The sequence below is a fragment of the Rhodosalinus sp. genome (assembly GCF_041685465.1).
GTDB lineage: Bacteria > Pseudomonadota > Alphaproteobacteria > Rhodobacterales > Rhodobacteraceae > Rhodosalinus.
This window is the reverse complement of sequence record NZ_JAWLFS010000292.1, coordinates 1-3,315: the sequence shown is the minus strand read 5'-3', so window position 1 is coordinate 3,315 and position 3,315 is coordinate 1. Positions and strand designations below refer to the sequence as shown.

The following is a 3,315-nucleotide window of genomic DNA, read 5'->3' as shown; positions in this document are numbered from 1 at the left end:
GCCCGGCTCGGTGGCGAGCACCTCCGCCGCGCCCGTCTCCTCGGCGCGGCGGAGAAGCTCGCCGCAGATGCTGCCGGCGTTGTCGGGGTCGTCGAGCGCGGTGTAGCGCACCTCCCAGCCGGCCGCGCGCAGGCGACCCGCGAACTTGCGCATCGCGGCGAAGACGAAGGCGATCTTCTTGGGGTGGTGGCGGACGTAGGCCGCCTCGTCCCGCACCTCGGCCATGACCACAACGTCGCGGGCCGGGTCTGCGTCCTTCAGCGCCGCCACGTCCTCGGAGAGCTGATCGCCGAGAACGAGGATCAGCCGGCTCACCACGGGATCTCGCGGCCCGCGTAGTCGTAGAAGCCGCCCGATTGCTCCGGCGTGAGCTGCTCCATCACGTCGCAGAGGGTGCGCGCCGCCTCTGCCGGCGCGTCCTTGCCGTGCGGCGGGTCGAAGCCCTCCGTGAACGGCGTGTCCACCGTGCCGGGATGCAGCGCGGTCACGATCGCGTCGCGGTGCGAGCGGCCGAGCTCCACCGCCGCGCCGTGCACGATCTGGTTCAGCGCGGCCTTGGAGGCGCGGTAGGAATACCAGCCCCCCATGCGGTTGTCGCCGATGGAGCCGACGCGCGCCGTCAGCACCCCGGTGACCGACCGCCCGCGTTTCGGCAGCAGCCGGGGCAGATACGACAGGACATGCGCGACGCCGATCGTGTTGACGGCGAAGACGCGATGCATCGCCTCGGGGTCGATGGCGGAGAGCTGTTTTTCCGGCGCGGCGCCCTCGGGCGCGAGGATGCCGACCGAGACGAAGACCGTCTGGAACGGCCCCTCGAGCGCGCCCATCACGCGGCGGACCGCCTCCGGATCGGTCACGTCGAGCCCGTCCTCCGCGCGCGACAGCGCGGTGACATTGCCGCCGCGCGCCTTCATTTCCCCTGCGACGGCACGGCCGATGCCGCCCGAGGCCCCGATCACGAGTGCGTCTATCATGCCGCGCGACTTAACCCGCCGTGCCTTCCGGTCAACGCGACCCCGGCGTCACGCCGGGGGTTTCCCCCGCCGCGCGGAGCGGTTAAACAGGCTCCATGCGTACCGAAGGCCAAATCGGGATTTCCGCACGCGCGCCCCTCGCGCCGGCGCTCGGCCTTCTGCTGCTCCTTAGCCGCCTCTGAGCGTGCCGGTCGGCGCGAGCGCTCAGAGGTGACCCCGCCGCGCCGGACGAGCTAAGGACCACGAGAGAGACCCGGACCCATGACAAGCACTGCCCGACAGGACCGCGTCCTGATCTTCGACACCACACTGCGTGACGGCGAACAGTCGCCCGGCGCCACCATGTCCCACGCCGAGAAACTGGAGATCGCCCAGCTTCTCGACGAGATGGGCGTCGACATCATCGAGGCGGGCTTCCCCGTCGCCTCGGAGGGCGACTTCCAGGCGGTCAAGGAGATCGCCGAACGCGCGAAGGACGCGGTGATCTGCGGCCTCGCGCGCGCCAACCCGGCCGACATCGACCGCTGCTGGGAGGCCGTCCGCCACGCCGCCCGCCCGCGCATCCACACCTTCATCGGCACCTCGCCGCTCCACCGCGCCATCCCCGACCTCACGCAGGACGAGATGGCCGAGCGCATCCACGACACGGTGAGCCACGCGCGCAACCTCTGCGACAACGTGCAGTGGTCGCCGATGGACGCGACGCGGACCGAGTGGGAGTACCTCAAGCGCGTGGTCGAGATCGCGATCAGGGCCGGCGCCACCACGATCAACATCCCCGACACGGTGGGCTACACCGCGCCGGTCGAATCGGCCGACCTGATCCGCCGGCTGATCGCCGAGGTGCCCGGCGCCGAGGAGATCGTCTTCGCCACGCACTGCCACAACGACCTCGGCATGGCGACGGCCAACGCGCTCGCCGCGGTGGCGGGCGGCGCGCGCCAGATCGAGTGCACGATCAACGGCCTCGGAGAGCGCGCGGGCAACACCGCGCTCGAGGAGGTGGTGATGGCGCTCAAGGTGCGCGGCGACATCATGCCGTGGACCACGGGCGTGGACAGCACGAAGATCATGAACATCTCGCGCAAGGTCGCCACGGTCTCGGGGTTCCCGGTGCAGTACAACAAGGCGATCGTCGGCAAGAACGCCTTCGCGCACGAGTCGGGCATCCACCAGGACGGGATGCTCAAGAACGCCGAGACCTTCGAGATCATGCGCCCCGAGGATGTCGGCCTGTCCTCCACCAGCCTCGTGCTCGGCAAGCACTCGGGCCGCGCGGCGCTGCGCGCCAAGCTGGAGGACCTCGGCTACAAGCTCGCCGAGAACCAGCTCAAGGACGTCTTCGTCCGCTTCAAGGAGCTCGCCGACCGCAAGAAGGAAGTCTACGACGAGGACATCATCGCGCTCATGCGCGCGGGCGAGGATGCGGCGAACGACCACCTCGTGGTGCAGTCGCTGCGGGTGGTCTGCGGCACGGGCGCGCCCGCCGAGGCCGAGCTCGCGATGACCGTGGGCGGCACCCCGCGGCAGGCGACCGCGACGGGCGACGGCCCGGTTGACGCGACCTTCAAGGCGGTGCGCGAGATCTGGCCCAACGACGCGCATCTGGAACTCTACCAGGTGCACGCGGTGACCGAGGGCACGGACGCCCAGGCCACCGTCAGCGTCCGGCTCGAGGAAGAGGGCAACATCGCCACCGGGCAGTCGGCGGACACCGACACGGTGCTCGCCTCCGCCAAGGCCTACGTCAATGCGCTCAACCGCCTGATCGTGCGCCGTGGCCGTCTCGGCGAGGACCGCAAGGAGATCAGCTACAAGGACGTCCGCTGATGGGGGGGCCCCCCGCGGCTGCGACGCCGCTGGGGCGCCGGGCCGCCGCGCCGCGGCGGCCCGGGCAAGGGCCTTGAAAGGCCCTTGCGCCGCTCAGAGCGGCCCGCCCCGGTAGAGCCGTACCTTCAGCCCGCCGTGCGGCACGGGGGGCCCCGGCTCAAGCGCGAGCCCGGTGGCCCGCGCGAGCGCGCCGTCGGAGGTCACGAGCCCGACGCGCCAGCCTGCGAAGCGCTCCGTCAGAACCGCGCCGAGCGCGCCGTAGAGGGCGAAGAGCGCTTTCTTCTCGCCCACGCGCCCGCCGTAGGGCGGGTTGACCATGACGAGCCCCGGTGGCCCCGCGGGCGGCACGAGATCGCTCACCGCCTGCCGCGCGAAACCGGCGACCCCGTCCACCCCGGACCGCGCGGCGTTCGCCTCGGCCATGCGCACCGCGCCCGCGTCGCGGTCGAAGCCGTGAAACCGCAGGTCCGTCTCCGCCGGCCGGTGCGCCGCCTTCATCTCCGCCCAG

The 3,315-nt window shown here is 71.5% G+C and carries 3 protein-coding genes and 1 pseudogene; 1 reads left to right on the top strand and 3 read right to left on the bottom strand.

Going from position 1 to position 3,315, the window contains the following annotated elements:
• Both ACESL7_RS14610 and ACESL7_RS14605 read right to left on the bottom strand, forming a co-directional pair.
• Positions 1-315 (bottom strand): cryptochrome/photolyase family protein (locus tag ACESL7_RS14610; RefSeq protein WP_372894030.1); only part of this gene is annotated, 315 nt, incomplete at its 3' end.
• Positions 312-977, bottom strand: coding sequence for an SDR family NAD(P)-dependent oxidoreductase (locus ACESL7_RS14605; protein ID WP_372894029.1), 666 nt, complete (start codon positions 975-977; stop codon positions 312-314). The genes ACESL7_RS14605 and ACESL7_RS14610, both read right to left, overlap by 4 nt.
• A 261-nt stretch (positions 978-1,238) precedes the next feature.
• Here ACESL7_RS14605 and ACESL7_RS14600 point away from each other — a divergent pair, with 261 nt between their 5' ends.
• Complete coding sequence (locus ACESL7_RS14600; RefSeq protein ID WP_372894028.1) at positions 1,239-2,807, top strand: 2-isopropylmalate synthase; 1,569 nt, start codon at positions 1,239-1,241, stop codon at positions 2,805-2,807.
• A gap of 93 nt (positions 2,808-2,900) precedes the next feature.
• Here the strand turns inward: ACESL7_RS14600 and ACESL7_RS14595 are convergent.
• Positions 2,901-3,315, bottom strand: a pseudogene (locus tag ACESL7_RS14595) (class I SAM-dependent RNA methyltransferase); the annotation flags it as partial.